Annotated in this window: 12 protein-coding genes; 9 read left to right on the forward strand and 3 right to left on the reverse strand. The window is 68.7% G+C overall.

Translation table 11 applies throughout. From position 1 onward, the window contains the following. Nucleotides 1–106 precede the first annotated feature (106 nt). Nucleotides 107–1,318, reverse strand: coding sequence for a DUF7373 family lipoprotein (locus K7711_RS15720; protein ID WP_222970062.1), 1,212 nt, complete (start codon nt 1,316–1,318; stop codon nt 107–109). 191 nt (nt 1,319–1,509) lie between these two features. Here K7711_RS15720 and K7711_RS15725 point away from each other — a divergent pair, with 191 nt between their 5' ends. Beyond that, nucleotides 1,510–2,820, forward strand: a complete 1,311-nt coding sequence (locus K7711_RS15725; protein WP_222970064.1) for an FHA domain-containing protein — start codon at nt 1,510–1,512, stop codon at nt 2,818–2,820. Between the two features lie 371 nt (nt 2,821–3,191). On the opposite strand, the gene K7711_RS15730 is transcribed toward K7711_RS15725, so the two are convergent. Beyond that, a complete protein-coding gene (locus K7711_RS15730; protein WP_222970066.1) occupies nt 3,192–4,631 on the reverse strand; it encodes a neutral zinc metallopeptidase in 1,440 nt (479 codons plus the stop codon). A gap of 109 nt (nt 4,632–4,740) precedes the next feature. Between K7711_RS15730 and K7711_RS15740 the strand changes: the two genes are divergently transcribed. The 8 genes from K7711_RS15740 (at nt 4,741) to K7711_RS15775 (ending at nt 15,443) form a co-directional block, all read left to right on the forward strand. Continuing rightward, nucleotides 4,741–7,680, forward strand: a complete 2,940-nt coding sequence (locus K7711_RS15740; RefSeq protein ID WP_235747212.1) for an FHA domain-containing protein — start codon at nt 4,741–4,743, stop codon at nt 7,678–7,680. 109 nt (nt 7,681–7,789) lie between these two features. Further along, complete coding sequence (locus K7711_RS47595) at nt 7,790–9,535, forward strand: hypothetical protein (RefSeq protein ID WP_268929291.1); 1,746 nt, start codon at nt 7,790–7,792, stop codon at nt 9,533–9,535. A 201-nt stretch (nt 9,536–9,736) separates the two neighbouring features. Continuing rightward, on the forward strand, nt 9,737–10,180 hold the full coding sequence (gene rplM / locus K7711_RS15750; protein WP_040819166.1) for a 50S ribosomal protein L13: 444 nt from the start codon (nt 9,737–9,739) through the stop codon (nt 10,178–10,180). Then, the gene (rpsI, locus tag K7711_RS48410; protein WP_222970068.1) at nt 10,177–10,704 is read left to right on the forward strand and encodes a 30S ribosomal protein S9; all 528 of its coding nucleotides are present in this window, start codon (nt 10,177–10,179) and stop codon (nt 10,702–10,704) included. Before rplM ends, rpsI begins: the two co-directional genes overlap by 4 nt. A gap of 488 nt (nt 10,705–11,192) precedes the next feature. Continuing rightward, nucleotides 11,193–12,560 carry a phosphoglucosamine mutase gene (glmM, locus tag K7711_RS15760; protein WP_222970070.1) on the forward strand — a complete coding sequence of 456 codons (1,368 nt, stop codon included), beginning with the start codon at nt 11,193–11,195 and terminating at the stop codon, nt 12,558–12,560. Nucleotides 12,561–12,692: 132 nt separating this feature from the next. Then, nucleotides 12,693–13,016: a hypothetical protein gene (locus K7711_RS15765; RefSeq protein WP_040819171.1), complete on the forward strand. Its 324-nt coding sequence runs from the start codon at nt 12,693–12,695 to the stop codon at nt 13,014–13,016. Then, nucleotides 13,013–14,464, forward strand: a complete 1,452-nt coding sequence (locus tag K7711_RS15770; protein ID WP_222970072.1) for a hypothetical protein — start codon at nt 13,013–13,015, stop codon at nt 14,462–14,464. Before K7711_RS15765 ends, K7711_RS15770 begins: the two co-directional genes overlap by 4 nt. Further along, on the forward strand, nt 14,451–15,443 hold the full coding sequence (locus K7711_RS15775) for a DUF8176 domain-containing protein (RefSeq protein ID WP_222970074.1): 993 nt from the start codon (nt 14,451–14,453) through the stop codon (nt 15,441–15,443). Before K7711_RS15770 ends, K7711_RS15775 begins: the two co-directional genes overlap by 14 nt. A gap of 19 nt (nt 15,444–15,462) precedes the next feature. Here the strand turns inward: K7711_RS15775 and K7711_RS15780 are convergent, their stop codons facing one another. After that, nucleotides 15,463–17,109, reverse strand: coding sequence for an ABC-F family ATP-binding cassette domain-containing protein (locus tag K7711_RS15780; protein ID WP_222970076.1), 1,647 nt, complete (start codon nt 17,107–17,109; stop codon nt 15,463–15,465). Nucleotides 17,110–17,186: the final 77 nt, after the last annotated feature.

A 17,186-nucleotide genomic window follows, 5' to 3' on the forward strand; every position in this document is an offset into this window, starting at 1 on the left:
CCCGTGGAACCGGCCGTCGCACGATCCGCGCGGCCATGGCCCGCCGGTAGTGTACACACGGGGGTGCATGCCGATGCCAGTGATTTGCCGCCGCCCGCGAGCCTGCTCACATACTGTTCGCCAGGAGTGCGTACGCCGCCGAGGCTTTCTTCTTCATATCGGATTGGTCATTGCTGATGACCACCTCGACATATCGGCCGTGCGGAATATAGCAGCGGAATGTGGCCGAATTCGAGTGCACGCTGGAGCTGCTCAGCTGCAGGCATTTCGCCCCCGGGAGTTTGTCCGGTGCGTCGATCGGGCTGTAGCCCGATCCGGAGGCCGAGACCAGACCGGTGATCAGCCGGCCACCCGCCGCCGCGTCGCGCACCCGCATCACCGTGCTGGTATCCGCGATACCGACCGCGTCCAGGCCGGTATCGGCGACGAGCCGCTGGCGAACGGTCTCGTCCGCGGCGATGTTCACGAAATCGTTGGGACCGTAGCTGGCGAAGCGGTCTCGATCCGGGGTGTGCTTGTCCCGGTCGCGCACCACCGCGCGGGCGAGCAGCCCATCCGGATCGACCGGGAGACCGGAGAACTGGTCCTTCGGCGTGGCCCGGAATTTGTCCAGTGCCGGGATCTGCGCGTCGAGCGCCTTCTGCACCCACGCCTCCAGATCGTCCTGCTCGGGCTGGGGACGTTGGATGAACAGCGAGATCACGAAGTTCTCGTGCGCCAGGAAGGCGCCGACGTTCGAGACGCCGGGACGCCAATGCACCAGCGCGTCGGGGTATTTCGACAGCGACAACTTCTTGTTGATATCGGGTGCGACGCCGAAGTCGGCGTCCTCGAGTTCCTGCGCGGTCCGCTTGGCGGTGTCCGCGTCGGCGAAACGCATCACGAAATCGGTGACCGAGGTGGTGTCGGAGGTGGAGATGGAGGTGCCGGGATCATCGGACTTGTCCGCCCCGGAGGCGGTGTAGCCGGTGAGCAGGCCCTCCCTGTCCAGGATCGGTTTGGACACCGCGGCGAGCAGGCGGGTGGTGGCCTCGGTGTTGTCCAGTACGACGTGGCCGCTCTGCCCGACCTTCAGCGACGGATCGATCGCCACCGCGGGCACCACCGCCCGGGACATCCGCATACCTTCCACCAGTGCGCCGTTGTCGTCGGCGGTCTGGTGGTAGGTGTGTGCGTCGACCGCGTAACTGCCGACATCGAGTGTGCGCACATCGATCTCGCCCGCGACCGGAGTGCCCTTCACCCCGCACCCGGCCAGTACCGCGACCGCGGCTGCCGCGGTGCATACGATTCCTGCGCGACGTGTCGTACGAACCATCGGCCAGCCCCCGTATCTCCAGCAATCAGCTCACAAATTACCGGACCGGCGGCATCCGCGGGAACAGTCCGCGCGCTGCGATCGGCGTGTGCCGAGACGACGCGGGCGGTCCGGGGACCGATGCGGATCCGTTGCTCTAACCTGGTGCGTGTGGTGACGACCGCATACATGGTCCGCGGAGGCCGATTGCGTTGAGGGATCGGCAGGTCGAGGTTGTCTCGGGCAACCATGTGGTGGTCCGGGTGGCAGGTGCGCTCGTATTGGTCGCCCACCGTGCACCCGGACCGGTGCGGGAGGACTCGGCCGCGATGCGTGTGGCCGAAGCGTTGTCGCAGTTGGTCTTCGAGGCGACCGAACAGGCTCCCGGTGGGCCCGGCCGCCTGGTCGCGCGGGAGGCGACGAACTGGCTGATGCGCGATGCCGAGCAGCTCAGCCCCGGCATGCCGGTCGATCTGGGCATCCTGTCGCAGGCCGAGACCGGCGGGCTGGCGATCTTCCTGCACGGCGCGGTCACCGCGATGGTGGTCGACGCGGAGGGCGTCGAGTACCACCACGGCGTGGAGGCCGCGTTCACCGTGGATCGAGTGGCGTCGACACCCGCGCGGGCGGCCGCGATCTTCGCCGACGACGAATCGGCCGGCGATCCGGAACTGCCCGACCGTGGTATCGGTGCGCTGGGCGAGGGAGTGGCGCCGGCGTCCGGCGCGGTCGTCTGGTTCGAAGGTCGGCGTTCGCGCGCCCGCGATCGGGACGAGGAGCCCGGCGGGCAGCACCGTCCGGCGACGACCGGTTCGGTTCCGTTCGCCGATGAGCCGCAGCCCCCGCCGCTGCCGAGTCCGGGACCGAGCGGCGATTCCGTTCTGCCGTCGGCGGCCCCGACTCCGCCGCCCCTGCCCTCGGTCCCGCCGCCGCTGCCGAACGCCGGGCCCGATATGGCCGCGCGGCTGGCGCAGACGCAGCTGGGGCGGCCGAGTTCGGTTCCGCCGCAGCCAACTCCGGAGCCCACGCCCGAGCGCGGTGCGGCGTCCGGCATCCGGGTGCTCGGATTCAAGTGCGCGCGAGCGCATCCCAGCGATCCACGATCGGCGTTCTGCACCGTCTGCGGTATGCCGGTGGATCAGACCCAACCGCCGTCCGATGTGCTGCGCCCGCCCCTGGGGGTACTCGTCCTGGACGACGGCACCACGTTCACGCTGGCCGCCGACGCCGTCCTCGGCCGTGATCCGCAGAATTCCGATGCCGCCCAACGCGGTATGACCCCGTTCAAGATCGAGGACAACTCCGGCGGCATGTCCCGCGCCCACGCCGAGATCCGACTGGTCAACTGGGACGCCACCATCGTGGACCGCGGCTCCACCAACGGCACCCGCGCCCGCCTCCCCGGCTACCAGGACTGGATCCACCTGGTCCCCAACCAGCCCCTGGCCCTGATTCACGGCACCGAACTGATGCTCGGCAACCGAGTCCTACGCTACGACCCCGCAGCCGCCCCGCCGTTCTGAGTTTTTGGACTGAGTCTTTGGCCTCCGCTTCGCTCCGGCGGGTTCGCGGCCCCTGGAGTCTCACCGATGAGCCCCGTGTCGGGCACTCGTTCCTCGCACCCGCCACGCGTCTCATCGGTGAGACGGGCCGCGAACTGTGTTTGATTGCCTTCGCTTCGGTGGTTCGCGGCCTCGGGGGGTTTCGCTGTTTGGCCCCGTGTCGGGTACGTGTTCCTCGCACCCGTCACGCGTTCGACCGGCGAGACGGGCCGCGAACCTTTGTGTCGGTGTTATCCGGTGCTGGTGGAACCAGGTGCGCGGGTTGTGTCTTTCGCGGAACCGAAAGGTGTTGTCCTGGGGTGGATCTGGCTGGGGGTGTGGGCCTGCGCTGGTTAGGCGTAACGGGATTCGCAGGTCTGCTGGTTGCCCAGGACTCCGGCGCGGAAGGCGTCGACGCGCGAGAAGCCGCTCGGGACGGTGTTTCCCGCGATATCGCTGGCGGCCAGGCCGTCGGTCAGCAGGCCGGAGACGGCCTTGTCCAGATCGCCGGGGGACAGGGCGAGATCGCCGTTGGCCACCGTGCGGGTGGGGCTGGCGAGTTTCGCGGTGATCACGCCCGACAGGCAGGACGCGCGCAGCCCCGTCTTCGCACCCGAGAGCTGCTGATGCAGATTGTTCTGCACCGCAAGGGTATAGCGGGAGATGAAGACGATGTAGGCGTTGTAGTCGCCGCCGATGTGGGTCGGGAAATCGGCCTGAACGTCGGTGTTCGCCTTGGCGCGGGCTGCCAGGGCGGCGACGTCGGTGCCGATCGTGTTGGTGGCCGGGCAGTAGGTGACCGGTTCGGTGTCCGTGGCGTCCGGGCAGCCCAGTTTCGCGCCGCGAAAGTCGTAGGCGGGCTCGGTGGACACCGGCATGATCGAACTCATCGCCTTGCTCAGTTCGACGAGATTGTGCTGGCTGACGCTCAATTCACCGTGATCGGCATCGCTGCCGTAGGACTGCGGGAGATTGTTGCGGCGGCGGGTGATGTCGTTCATATCGATGGCCGCGCACCCCTTCGGGCCGTCCGTGAAACCGATCTGCACGGCGGTCACCCGCTCGAAGGCCGAACCGTGCACCGAATCGGGATCACTCGTATCCGCGTCGCGGATCGCCACCGTCGCCGCCAGCACCTTGTTCAGGCCGTCGGCGGTGTTGATGGTGAAATGCTTTGCCGCACCTTCGGCTACATGCCGCATGAACGCCCCGGCGAAACAGTCGGCCTGCTGCTCCTTGACGATCACCGGGGTCCGGCCGGTGGCCAGTTCGGCCATGGTCTGCACGGCGTGGCCGTACTCGTGCGCCAGCACCATCACCACCGACATCTTGCCGAACGCCTTCGTCATCGTCGGCAGCAGAACGCCGCGGTCCCAGCCGATGGAATTGTCCAGGCGGCAGTACGCGGCGTTGACCAGATGCAGAGTGGTCTGCTGACAGAACTGGCCGTCCTGAGTCTGCTTGGCATCCCAGGAGTAGAACTTCGGAACCGGCGCGAACGTCCCGTGGAAATCCTTGGAATACTCGCTCTGCCAATAACTTTGGATGTCGTCGATGGCGTTGAGTGCCAGCTTGTCGTACTCGTCGCCGGTCGCGCCGGAGGCGGTCAGGCTGCTGTCGGGGACGCCCGTGCGCGGTCCGCTGGGGCCGCTGGTGGTGGGTAGTCCGGCCACCTGGAACGGATCCTCGTAGATCGAGACGGCCCGGCCGCCGACGGTCGAGGTACAGCCCGTCAGCGTGAGGATTGTCAGAACCAATGCGGAGACCACCGTTGTCACCTGGCGTTTGGCCACACCTACTCCCTCCCCTGGGCGGTCCTGGTTCAGTTACGCGCCCGCACACCCTATGCCCGTGGGAAATTGCGGTGCCCCGACACCCGGGCTTTCGCATAGTATCCGGCACATGTCATCACCGGGGGCGCAGAAGATCACCGTGCGCCATGAGGGAATCGATCGGGGTTTCGAAGCGGGGCAGCAGATCACCATCGGCCGTGCGCCGGAGGTGACGCTGTTCGTCGACAGCCCATTGGTTTCCCGTGTGCACGCGACACTCAGCTGGCAGGGCAGTACCTGGGTACTGTCCGACAACGGCAGTACCAATGGCGTATTCGTGGACGCGCAACGGGTCACGGGTCCACTTCCGATCGGTCGGCCGATGCAGGTGCGGTTGGGTGACGCGGTCACCGGGCCGCTGCTGCAGCTGACACCGCAGGCGGGGCAGCATCCGCAGATGCCGCCGCAGCAACAGATGCCGCCGCAGCAGCGACCTGGGCCTGCGCCGCAGGATCGGCAGTCGGGGGTGCGTCCGGTGGCGCCGATGCCGCCGCAGGGTGTGCCGCCGGTGCCGGGGCAGGTAGCGCCACCGCAGGTGGGGCAGGCGGTTCCGCCGCAACGTCCGCCGATGCCGCCGCAGCCGCCCGCGCAACAGCGTCAATCCATGCCGATGCAGCGTCCGCCCGCCCCGCCGTCGCAGGGGCAGGCGGTTCCACCACAGCGTCCGCTCACGCCGCCGCAGGCTCCGAGTGTTCCGCCGCAGGCGCAGTCCGGTCCGATGCAGCGGCCACCGGCTCCGCAGCAGCAACGTCCGATGACGCCGCCGCAGCAGAACCCGCAGGCGCAGCCCCCGCAGGCGCCGCCGCAACATCCGGCGCCACAACATCCCGCGCCGCAGCGCCCCCCGATCGATCGACCGAATTTCGCACCGCAACAACCGGTTCCGCCGCAGCCAGTTTCTCCCCAGCAACCGGCTCCGGTCCAGCAATCGGCCCCGGCGCAGCAGTCGGCCGCGGCCAATATCAATATGACCGCGAAGGCCGACGCATCGATGCTGCCTCCGCCGGTGCGCACCCCCACCTCCACCGGTCCGCTCGCTCGCGCCGACCGAATTCCCCCGCAGGGCTTGAATATCGGCCGCACCAGCGACAACGAGATCGTGGTGAACGATCCGCTGGCCTCGCGTCGGCACGCGCGCCTGGTGAAGGCCCCCGAAGGGCTGGTTGTCGAGGATGCCGGCTCGGCCAACGGCACATTCGTCAACGGCCGCCGCGAACAGCGCGTCGCACTGCACGAGCGGGACATCGTCACGATCGGCAACATCGACTTCCTGGTGCAGGAAGGCACGCTCGTCGTGCGCCAGAAGCCGGTCACCGAGCAGGGGCTGGACGTGCACGGCGTCGGGTTCACCGTCGAGGGCAACAAACAACTGCTGGTCGATGTGAACATGCAGGCCGGGCGCGGCACCCTGACCGCGCTGATCGGCCCCTCCGGTGCGGGCAAGTCCACGCTGTCCAAACTCGTTGCCGGAGCGACGCATCCGTCCGCGGGCGCGGTCACCTTCGAGGGCCGCAACCTGCACGCCGAATACGAGGCCATGCGCAGTCGTATCGGCATGGTCCCGCAGGACGACGTGCTGCATCGTCAGCTCACCGTGCGGCAGGCGCTGGGTTACGCCGCCGAGCTGCGGCTGCCCCCGGACACCTCCAAGGCGGACCGTCGCGCGGTCATCGACGGTGTGCTGGAAGAACTTTCGCTCACCGAACATGCCGACACGCGCGTCGACAAACTCTCCGGCGGTCAGCGCAAACGCGCCTCGGTGGCGCTGGAGCTGCTCACCGGCCCGGCCCTGCTGCTGCTCGACGAGCCGACCTCGGGTCTGGATCCGGCGCTGGACCGTCAGGTGATGACCATGCTGCGGGAACTGGCCGACGCCGGACGCACCGTCATCGTGGTCACCCACTCGGTGGCCTGCCTGGACATGTGCGATCAAGTGCTGCTGCTCGCGCCCGGCGGTAAGACCGCGTACTTCGGTCATCCGGGCGCGGTCGGCACATTCCTGGGCACCAGCGACTGGGCGGAGATCTTCGCGCGGGTCGCCGCGGATCCTGATCGCGCCTTCGCGAACTACCGCGCGAAACAGGCCGCGGTGCCGCCGCCGCCACCGCCCGCACCACGCGGCGATCAGGGCAAGCCGCCGAAATCCAGTGCGCGCAAACAGTTCTCGACGTTGTCACGGCGGCAGTTCCGGCTGATCCTGGCCGACCGCGGGTATCTGATATTCCTGGTGCTGCTGCCGTTCGTCCTCGGTGGACTCTCACTGGTGGTGCCCGGCACCAACGGTCTGGCCATCGGCCCGCTGTCCCAGGTGAGCGACGGGAAGGGCAGCATCATGTTCGTCCCCGACGGCGGTCGGGAGAGTGAACAGCTGCTGGTGGTGCTGATCCTGGGCGCGTGCTTCATGGGATCCACGCTCACCGTGCGCGATCTGGTCGCCGAACGGGCGATCTTCCTGCGCGAGCGCGCGGTCGGGCTGCGCCCGTGGTCGTATCTGATGGCCAAGGTCGCCATCTTCGGCTTCGCGGCGCTGCTGCAATCCGCGGTCATGGTGGCGATCGTCCTGATCGGCAAGAAGCAGCCCGGCCACGGCACGGTGATCCCGTCGGGCAATGTGGAGTTGTACGTCGACATCGCGGCCACCGCCATCGCCTGTGTGCTCATCGGTCTGGCGCTCTCGTCCGTCGCGAGATCGAACGAGCAGGTGATGCCGTTGCTGGTGGTGGTGATCATGGTCCAGCTGGTGATGGCGGGCGGCGTGATCCCGGTGACCAATCGCGTCGTGCTGCAGCAGATCGCCTGGCTGTTCCCCTCGCGATGGGGATTCGCCGCGGGCTCCTCGACGGTCAACATGCCCGCGCTGAATCCGCTCGACAGCAGTGCGGCCACCGATACGCTGTGGAAGCACACTTCGCACGTCTGGTGGCTGGATATCGGCATGCTGGCCGTGCTCACCCTGGTGCTGATGATCGTCACCTGGTGGCGGTTGCGATTGAAGAAGTCCTCGGCATGAACGGTATGAGCGTCAGTTGTTGTTGTCCGCATCCCGCGAAACGGCGGCGACCAGGCAATAAACCCGCCCGGTCGCGCGTGTCGCCGACAAAGAAGGCACACTTGTGCGTGTGACGGCTCGAATTGGGGCGGTGCATCTCGGATGGGATGTGGTGTCCGTGGCCGGCGGTGGCGGTGGTACGCCGATCCGCCCGGTCCAGGTGGAAGGAACATATACGCCGCCCGCATACCTGCTGGCGGACGCGTCCGGTCGCCTGCATACCGCGGGCGCCGATCGGGGGCGTTCCGACCTGGGTATCGCCGTGGCGGACGTGCGGGACATCATCGGCCACAAGCAGATCCGCATCGCGGGTGCGACCTGGCCCTCGGAACTCGTGTTCCGCGCGCGGCTGTACAACCCGCTGGCCGCCATCGGTAAATACGTGCGCGGTAAGCCGGACGTCATCGCGCTGCCGTATCCGGACGACTGGCCCGACGAGAAGATCGACGAATACGCCCGGCTGGTCGAAGAACTGGACGTGCAGAGCGAGCCGCTGCCCGAATCGGTGGCGTTGTCGGGCTACGTGCGCGCCATCGGCCTGGTCCACCCGCCCGACGCCGGTGGCCGGGCCACGAGTGCGACCGGGGTCTACTCCGACGGCCGGATGTGCCTGGTCGTCTCGGTGAACGGCGACGACGAGCAGCCGACCGAATCGGTCGGCGTGCCGATCGCACCCGACGCCATGCGCGACGCGCATCACGCCGACAACGTGGTGATCGAGGTGATGGCCGCGGCCCGCTCGATCGGCGCGGACACCTCGCGGGTGCTGCTCACCGGCAATGTCTGCTTCAACGACGCGTTGCGGCTGGCGTTCCAGAATCATCTGGGTCACCGGCTGCACGTGGCCGACCATCCGATGCACGCCCTGGTGTTGGGCGCGGCGCATCTGCTGGTCACCGACAGCGAATACGCGGACGAGGAGCCCGATCAGGGCTATGGGCCCGAACCGGCACGCCCCGGCGGTCCGGGCCCGATACCGCAGGGGCCCGGACAGGCGGCGACCCCGCCGCGTCCGGATCAGGGTCGTCCGGTCAATCCCGGTCAGCAGGGCGGCGGCCGTGCACCGGGCAATCCGGCGGGCGGCTATTCCGGTTCGACCGGCGGACAGGGCGCGGTGAATTCGGCCGCCGCCCCGGCCGAGGACGATGCCGCCGCACTCGAGGGTGGCGGGCGGCACGGTTGGCGCGGCCCGGAACGGACGGGACAGCTCACGGGTGCGCGTCCGGGCCAGCAGGGCCCGCGGCACGCGGCGCCGGAGGAGGGCGAGCAGACCACCGTCATCGTGCACGACCAGGTCTCGAACGTGCATCCGGGCGTTCCCGCGATGGGCGGCCGCACGACCAGACCGCCGGGCTCTCCGGCCGACACGATGCAGACCACCCGGATGGGTTCGGGCGACGAGCCGGCCGGCCCACGGGCGCGTCATGCCGAGCCGCCGGTGGAGCAGCAGGGTACGGGTGAGCAGTCCGGCCGGGTGTGGAACAAGGTGAAGGACAACCTGTTCGGCGCTCCGACGATCGTGGGCGCGGTGGCGCTGGCGGCGTTGGCGGTGCACGTCGGTGTGGATCCGGGCGGCGCGAGCCGGTCGGGCGTCGCGGCCGTGGCCGGGGAGCGTTCGGCGACGGATCTGGTGGTCCCGTCGGTCCGCCCGGCCGGGGCGCCGCAGGACTGCCCGGGGATTCCGAGCGTCAACGCGGATCCGGGCCCGGGTATCGAACGGGCCGAGGGCTGTGCCCGGTTCGGCATCGATAACCTGCACTATCTCGTGCCGACAATGCCCGAGGACCTCGATCAGGGCCCGCCACTGCACGTCTGAGTCCGAGCGCGGCGCACTCCGCGCAGGTGCTGCGCAGTCCGATTTCGGGCGCGTGATGTCCGACTGGTATCGTGACCCGCTGGCGTGCGATATGTCGCGAGTTCTTCGCGTCGTATCACGAGTCCCGGGTCTCCGCTGGCCGCCGGGGTCGCTCGATCGTCCGCCCGGCCGGTAGAACACGACGACAGACAGGGAAGAACTGTGCCTACGTACAGCCCGAAGGCGGGTGACGTCACCCGCCAGTGGTACGTCATCGACGCCACTGACGTAGTGCTCGGACGCCTTGCCGTACAGGCAGCGAATCTGCTGCGCGGCAAGAACAAGCCGACCTACGCCCCCAACGTGGATGGTGGCGATTTCGTCATCATCATCAACGCCGACAAGGTTGCCGTCTCCGGTAACAAGCGGCAGGACAAGCACCTGTACACCCACTCCGGTTTCCCGGGCGGCCTGAAGTCCCGGTCTGTCGGGCAGCTGCTCGACACCCGTCCCGAGCGGGTCGTGGAGCGCGCCGTGAAGGGCATGATCCCGAAGAACAAGCTCGGCAACAAGATCGCCGGCAAGCTCAAGGTCTACGGTGGCCCGTCGCATCCGCACGCGGCCCAGCAGCCCATTCCGTTCGAGATCAAGCAGGTGGCCCAGTGACCGCTCCTGAGGAATTCAACGAGGAATACGCGGCCGACGAGGTCGCCGCGGAGGACACCTCGGTCGAGGTCGTCGACGAGGGCGCCGGTTACGAGGAGTCCTACGAGGAGTCCGTCTCGGTCGCCCCGATCGTGATCGACCGTCCCGTGCAGACCGTCGGCCGCCGCAAGGAGGCCGTGGTTCGGGTGCGCCTGCAGCCGGGCACCGGCCAGTTCGTGCTCAACGGTCGTCCGATCGAGGACTACTTCCCGAACAAGGTGCACCAGCAGCTGGTGAAGTCCCCGCTGGTCACCGTCGAGCGGACCGAGTCCTTCGACGTGCACGCCCGCCTGGTCGGCGGCGGCCCGTCGGGTCAGGCCGGTGCGCTGCGTCTGGCGATCGCCCGCGCGCTGATCGAGGTCACCCCCGAGGATCGTCCCGCCCTGAAGCGGGCCGGGTTCCTCACGCGTGACCCGCGTGCGACCGAGCGTAAGAAGTACGGTCTCAAGAAGGCCCGCAAGGCTCCGCAGTACTCGAAGCGCTGAGGCTGGATCCTCGGCCTCCGCTCCGCTCCGGCTGTTCGCGGCCCCCGAAGTCTCGCCGTTCGGCCCCGTGTCGGGCACTCGTTCCTCGCACCCGCCACGCGTCCGCACGGCAAGACGGGCCGCGAACCTCGGGGTTGGCGTTTATCCCGGGTTGGCGGGCCTGGGTGAGCGTTCGTGGTACTTGTCGGCCTCATCGCTACGCGTCCGAACGGCGAGACGGACCGCGAAAACTGGCTTGTTGCTGTGATGGTTCGTGCTACGGCAAGACAGGCCGCCGTGAGTTCACGGTGCGTGCAGAGGCATGGTCCGGCTCCCCGGATGGGACAGGTCGGGAGTACGGTCGAGATCGCACCCGTACGAGAGCAGGCACCCGATCCGATTGTCCGCGATCGGATCGGGTGCCTGCTCTCGTGCTGTATCGACAACGGTTCCGCTGACCCCCGACCGGGTGCACCGGAAGCCGTAAGCAGACATTGAGGGGCATTGGAATGGGACGTTTGTTCGGCACCGACGGAGTCCGCGGGCTGGCCAACGGTTCGCTGGGTCCGGAACTCGCACTACAGGTCTCGGCCGCGGCGGCGCAGGTGCTCAGCCGCGGCAAGTCGCGTCCGAGAGCGGTGGTGGGCCGCGATCCGCGGGCCAGCGGTGAGATGCTCGAGGCCGCGGTGATCGCGGGCCTGACCTCCGCCGGGGTGGACGTGGTGTCGGTCGGTGTCCTACCCACGCCCGCGGTGGCCTATCTGACCGCGACCTACGACGCGTGCCTGGGCGTGATGATCTCCGCCTCGCACAATCCCATGCCCGACAACGGAATCAAGATCTTCGCCGCGGGCGGGCACAAACTCGACGACGCGATCGAGGACCGCATCGAGGAGCTGGTGCACCAGCGTGATTTCCTGCGGCCCACCGGCGCCGGGATCGGGCGGGTGCTGAGCCTGTCCGGAATCGATGGCCGGGTCGAGGATCACTACAGCCAGGCCGGCACGCACGAACGCTATGTCGAGCATCTGGTGGAGGCGACCGGTCGCGATCTGAACGGCCTGACCGTCGTGGTGGACTGCGCGCACGGCGCGGCCTCGGACGTCGGCCCGGCGGCCTATCGGGAGGCGGGCGCGCGGGTCATCGCCGTCAACGCCGAACCCAACGGCCTGAACATCAACGACCGTTGCGGCTCCACGCATCTGGACGGGGTCCGGCACGCGGTGCTCGAATACGGCGCGGATCTGGGCCTGGCCCACGACGGCGACGCGGACCGCTGCCTGGCCGTGGACGCGGCCGGTGCGGTGGTCGACGGCGACGCGATCATGGCGGTGCTGGCGATGGGTATGCGTGAGGCGGGCGAACTCGCGCACGACACCCTCGTCGCCACGGTGATGAGCAATCTGGGGCTGCATATCGCGATGCGGGATGCGGGAATCACGGTGCGCACCACCGCCGTCGGCGACCGCTACGTGCTCGAGGAATTGCGCCGCGGCGGGTACACCCTGGGCGGCGAGCAGTCCGGGCACGTGGTCTTCCCGAAGTTCGGCACGACCGGCGACGGCCTGCTGACCGGTCTGCGCCTGCTGGCGCGCATGGCCGAAACCGGCCGCGGCATGGCCGACCTCGCGTCCGTGGTGGAGACGGTTCCGCAGGTTCTGGTGAACGTCCCGGTCTCCGACAAGGTCGCGGTCGCCGAGTCCGGCGAGGTGCGCGACGCGGTGCTCGAGGCCGAGCGCGTCCTCGGCGAGTCCGGCCGGGTGCTGCTGCGGCCCAGCGGAACCGAACAACTGGTGCGGGTGATGGTCGAGGCGACCGATCCGGATCGGGCCCGTCAGTTGGCCGATGACCTGGCCAAACGAGTCGCCGCGGTCTGATCGGCACACCGAACCGACCACGCTGTCCGGTGTGTGATCGGATGATCGGAGAGCGTTTCGGGGCGGCGCCAAGTATGGTGGACTCGACTCATGATGCGACAGCGAGAGCTTGATTTTCCGTGAGGGGGAACAGTGGACGCGCTGAAGCTGGATCCGGCGGCGATGGCCGCCTACAAGACCGTTGCCGACAATGTCTCGCAGCAGTTGGCCTCCGCGGCCGTGGCTGCGGGCGGCGCGGTCAATCCTGATCGGCTCTCCGCCGATCTGGGTTTGGTGGGAGCGGAGTTCGCGGCGCAGTTCACGGCCGCGGTCTCGCAGCATGTGCAGGCGTTGTCCACGGCGGGCCAGCTGGTCCATGCCTACGGCCAGGTGCTGCGCGACTACAACACCGATATGCAGGATTCCGATGCCGGCACCGCGGCCGCCATCGCCAAGACCGGGGAGACACTGGTATGAGGCGAGCACCGGGGCTCAAGCGGCGGCCGATCTCCCAGCGCGCCACGAAACCGGCGACGAAGACCAGCTCCGACGGTGTGGATCCGCCGATCATCGCCCGTCTGGTGCAGCCGATGCTCGCGTTGCGCGCCTCGCTCGGCAGCGGGGTCAGCGTTCCCGACGCGAGTATCGTGCGGGCGCTGACGAATTCGTCCACCCAGGCCGCCGACACCGAGGCCCCGCACCGCGACGGTATGCATGTGCTGGAGTCGACCTGGTCGGGTCCGGCCGCGGATGCCGCGGTTCCGGCGTTGCGCACCACGCAGACCCAGATCGGTGACATCTCCGATCGCGGCCCGCAGTATCTGGCGGTGCTGGGCGATGCGCAGTCCACCAGTTACCGGGCCGCACAGCAGGTCGATGCGATCATCGCCGATTTCCGTCGCGACGCGCGCACCATCCTGAACAACGCCAAGGCCGCCCCCGACACCGATGCGGTGATCAACCGGGCCAGCCAGGCGTTGCGTGCGGCCATCACCGCGGTCGACACCGCGAAGACCGAGATGGCCTCGCACACCTCGAAATTGACGGCGATGGGCCCGCTGACGGTCACCACGCCGGTGGATCTGTCCACGAACCAGTTCTCCGGCGACAACACCTCGAGCTACAACAACGACAACTCGACCAGTTCGAGCAACTACACGCCGAACAATCCGTCGAACAACTACAGCCCGCTCAACAGCGGGACCTCGTTCAACGGCGCTTCGTTCAATGGCACCACGCCCGCGCTGTCCATGAACGGCACCGCTACCGGCCCCCAGCTGGATCCCGCCGCCGCGGCGCAGTTGCAGTTGCAGGAGCAGCTCATCGCGGCGGGCGTGGATCTGGGGTCCTCGGCGATCAGCGCCGGGGTCAATATCGGCACCGAGTTGATCGATAAGATCGCCGAGGTCGGTACGCACGCCATCGATACCGGGGCGCAGGTCGCCGAGCAGGCCATTCCGCAGCTGATCAATCCGAAGGCGTCCACCGACGGGACCAACGGGACCGGCGGCGCGGACGGAACCAGCGGCACCAGTTCGAGCCTGTTCGATTTCGGCGGGTCGCAGTCCACGCCCTCGGCCCAATCGGCGGGGAACTCGCATTCGGTCATTCCGCCGGATGCGGGTGGTTCGGACTCGAGTACGCCCGATCCCGGTACGCCCGCATCCAGCGGCGAGAGTGTGGCGCCCGGAACGAGCGCACCGGCGCCCGCGGCGAAACCGGTGCCGCAACCGGCGACTCCCGCCCCGGATACCTCGGCGCCCAACCAGTCCGGTCCCAGCGCCGGGCTGGCGATGCCGCCCTCGGCGGGCACGGGTGGCGGTGATCCGAAACCGCGGGACGGTCAGCTCGGTGTGACGGCTCCGGCTGCGACCCAGATGGTCCCGACCGCCGTCATCGGCGATCTGGGCGATGACGAGATCTGACTCCGACGAACCGGATCCCGGGCAGGACAATCCGTTCGACCTGGGTCTGCCGATGCTGCGCCCGCCCGCGCGGCAGTCTTCGCGCCGTCGTCCGGGCCGTCGTGGCACTCGTCGACGGCCTCCGCCGTCGCGTCCGGCGCCGATGCCGGTCCCGGGTACGGACGATCGCTCCGGCGATTGGGAGGAATGGCTGAATCAGGGTGCGCGGCAACCGGATCCGCCGCCCGAGGCGCCCACCACCCGGGTGCCGACCAGGGAATACGACTACAGCGACAACGACGGGCCGGTACAGGCCCCGCAGATCGTCGATCGTTCAGGCGGAAGTGCGGGGTCTCGCCTGCGCCGGGCCCGCTCGCGCCGCCCCGACGACGGCCGTAGCCGCGACAAGGTGCTGAGCCTGCTGATCCTGGTCGGCGTCGGGATCGTGGTCGTCGCGGTAGTGCTGACCGTCATACACACCGGCAATCGCAAGACCAACACCGCCGCGGCCGCGAGTGTGCCCGCGGTGGTGGAGGATACGGCTCCCCACGTGGCGCCGCCGACGACCGCACCGGCTTCCCCGGCGCCGATCGCGACCGCGGACTGTGAGCAGCACCGCGACGCGGACGAGGTCTCCGGCACCGATCCCGGCGGCACGAGTTCGGGCCCTGATGCGATCCTCGCCTTCGAGCGCGCCTACTACGTGCAGCGTTCCGGTTCGGCGGCGCGCGCGGTCGTCACCGACGATGCGACCGTGTCGTCGGCGTCCGCCGGCCCCTCGGCCTTTCCCGCCGCGGAGAACATCCAGCGCGGGATCAACCAGGTCCCCGTCGGCACCCGGTACTGCGTGCAGGTCACCCGCGGCAGCTCCGACGGCAGCCAGTGGGAGGTCCGTCTCACCCAGCAGAAGCCCGGCGAGCAGCCGCACACCTTCACCCAGATCGTCAGCACCCGAACCATTTCCGACCGCACCCTGATCTCCGCGATCAAGGAGGGCTGAAAGGCCGGCGGTGCGCCGATCAGTCCTGGGTGAGCTGCCCGTCGGTCATCCGCCACCGCCGCGTCGCCCGGACGGTGTCCAGCATGCGGCGGTCGTGGGTGATGAGAATCAGTGTGCCGGTGAAGGATTCGATGGCCTGCTCGAGTTGTTCGATCGCGGGCAGGTCCAGGTGGTTGGTGGGTTCGTCGAGGATCAGCAGGTTCACCCCGCGCGCCTGGAGCAGGGCCAGGGCGGCGCGGGTGCGTTCGCCGGGGGACAGGGTGTCGTTGGCGCGCAACACATGTGGCCCGCGCAGCCCGAATTTGGCCAGCAGCGTGCGGACCTCGGCCTCGGGCTGGTCGGGCACCTGGGCGCCGAATGTTTCGGCGAGCGAGGCAGTTCCGCGGAACAGGCCGCGCGCCTGATCGATCTCGCCCACGGCCACCGCCGAACCCAGTGTCGCGGTTCCGCTGTCGGGCGCGATCTTGCCCAGCAGCACGGCCAGCAGAGTGGACTTGCCGGATCCGTTGGCGCCGGTCAGCACGATGCGATCGCCCCAATCCACCTGGGCGGTAATCGGTCCCAGCGCGAAATCGCCGCGGGTGAGGCTCGCGCCGGTGACGGTGGCGACCACCGAGCCGCTGCGCGGAGCCGCGGCGATCTCCATCCGCAGCTCCCACTCCTTGCGCGGCTCCTCCACGACCTCGAGACGTTCGATGCGCCGCTGGGTCTGGCGCATCTTCGAGGCCTGTTTCTCGGTGGACTCCGCGCGCATCTTGCGGCCCGCCTTGTCCGAATCGTTCTTGGCCTTGCGGCGGGCGTTGCGGACGCCGTGTTCGAGCCAGTTGCGTTGCGTCATCGCGCGCGCCTGCAGCCCCTCTTTGGTGTCCGCGTACTCCTCGTAGGCTTCGCGGGCGTGGCGGCGGGCGATCTCGCGCTCGGCCAGATAGGACTCGTAGCCGCCGTCGTACAACCCGACCTGCTGCTGCGCCAGATCCAGCTCGACGATGCGATTCACGGTGCGTGCCAAGAACTCCCGGTCGTGGCTGATCACCATCAGCGGCACCCGCACCCCGGACACGAAGCGCTCGAGCCGGGCCAGCCCGTCCAGATCCAGGTCGTTGGTCGGCTCGTCCAGCAGCAGAATGTCGAAGCGGGACAACAGCACCGAGGCCAGACCCGCCCGCGCGGCCTGCCCGCCGGACAGACCCGTCATCGGAGTGTCCAGCCCCAGCGGCAGGCTCTCGATCAGGCCGAGTTCCGCGGCCACCTCCTGCGCCCGCTGGTCCAGATCCGCACCGCCCAGCGCCAGCCAGCGCTCCAGGGCGGCGGAATAGTCATCCGCGTCGTCCGGGGCTTCGGCCAGGCGTTCGGCGGCGGCGTCCATGATCTGTTGTGCCGCAGCGACTCCCGTGCGCCGGGACAGAAACCCCAGTACCGTCTCGCCGGGCGCGCGCTCGGGTTCCTGCGCGAGATAGCCGACCGTCGCGTCGGGCGGGCTCAACGAGATCTGCCCCTCGGACGCGTAGCCATCGGACAACATCCGCAACAGTGTCGACTTCCCGGCCCCATTCACCCCGACCAGCCCGATCACGTCTCCGGGCGCCAGAATCAGATCCAGATCGCTGAACAGGACGCGTTCACCGTGCCCGGCGGACAGGCTGCGGGTGTGCAGCGTGGCGGTCACGACCGCCGTCCTCGGCTGACAAGCTTGTTCACCCTCATGAGTCTGCCGTGCTCGGGGTTGTACCCCGAGATCGGGCC

Origin of the sequence: Nocardia coffeae (assembly GCF_019890715.1) — a bacterium.
Lineage (GTDB): Bacteria > Actinomycetota > Actinomycetes > Mycobacteriales > Mycobacteriaceae > Nocardia > Nocardia jiangxiensis.

Excerpts from the sequence above, each read along its gene's own strand:
- K7711_RS15740 (WP_235747212.1), top strand. The coding sequence starts at position 4,741 with ATGTCATCACCGGGGGCGCAGAAGATCACCGTGCGCCATGAGGGAATC.
- K7711_RS15720 (WP_222970062.1), bottom strand. The coding sequence starts at position 1,318 with ATGGTTCGTACGACACGTCGCGCAGGAATCGTATGCACCGCGGCAGCC.
- K7711_RS15770 (WP_222970072.1), top strand. The coding sequence starts at position 13,013 with ATGAGGCGAGCACCGGGGCTCAAGCGGCGGCCGATCTCCCAGCGCGCC.
- glmM (WP_222970070.1), top strand. The coding sequence starts at position 11,193 with ATGGGACGTTTGTTCGGCACCGACGGAGTCCGCGGGCTGGCCAACGGT.
- K7711_RS15775 (WP_222970074.1), top strand. The coding sequence starts at position 14,451 with ATGACGAGATCTGACTCCGACGAACCGGATCCCGGGCAGGACAATCCG.